We start from the raw sequence: 392 nt of genomic DNA, 5'->3' as shown, positions 1-392 counted from the left end.
GGCAAAAATAAAATAATCAATCACAGGAGGCAATTATGATGTTAAAACACAAAACAGCAGCCGGTCTGGCTGCGGCAGCCATGATAACCACGTCGCTGGCGTTTACCGCATCTGCGGAGGGAAAAGACGTACAGGCGGATACCAGTAAATCCATCGTACTCGATTCTGCAGTGATAAGCAGTGTGGAGGCACAGCCGGGATTTACGCCTGAACTCATGACGGATGAAGACGGAAAAACGTATTTTATCGCGGAAGACGGCTCCAGAGTGTATATCAGCTGGACGGAAGATGGAGTTAACAGCGACGGCAGTATTCTGTTCAGTGTCGTTGCAGCTGACTGACCGGATTTACATTTGGATGTTTGAAAAAGAATGAGAGGATTGGAATTACCA

Annotated in this window: 1 protein-coding gene; it reads left to right on the top strand. The window is 47.2% G+C overall.

Going from position 1 to position 392, the window contains the following annotated elements; translation table 11 throughout:
* Positions 1 to 35 precede the first annotated feature (35 nt).
* Positions 36 to 341 (top strand): choline transporter, encoded by a 306-nt coding sequence (locus NE664_15400; GenBank protein MCQ4728018.1) that lies wholly within the window; start codon positions 36 to 38, stop codon positions 339 to 341.
* The last annotated feature ends 51 nt before the right edge of the window (positions 342 to 392 follow it).

This window comes from Anaerotignum faecicola (assembly GCA_024460105.1).
In the GTDB taxonomy this organism is placed as follows: Bacteria; Bacillota; Clostridia; order Lachnospirales; family Anaerotignaceae; genus JANFXS01.
The sequence above is the reverse complement of the archived record's forward strand: the minus strand, read 5'-3'. Positions and strand labels throughout refer to the sequence as shown.

Coding starts and splice junctions, on each gene's coding strand:
- NE664_15400 (MCQ4728018.1), top strand. CDS start 36: ATGATGTTAAAACACAAAACAGCAGCCGGTCTGGCTGCGGCAGCCATG.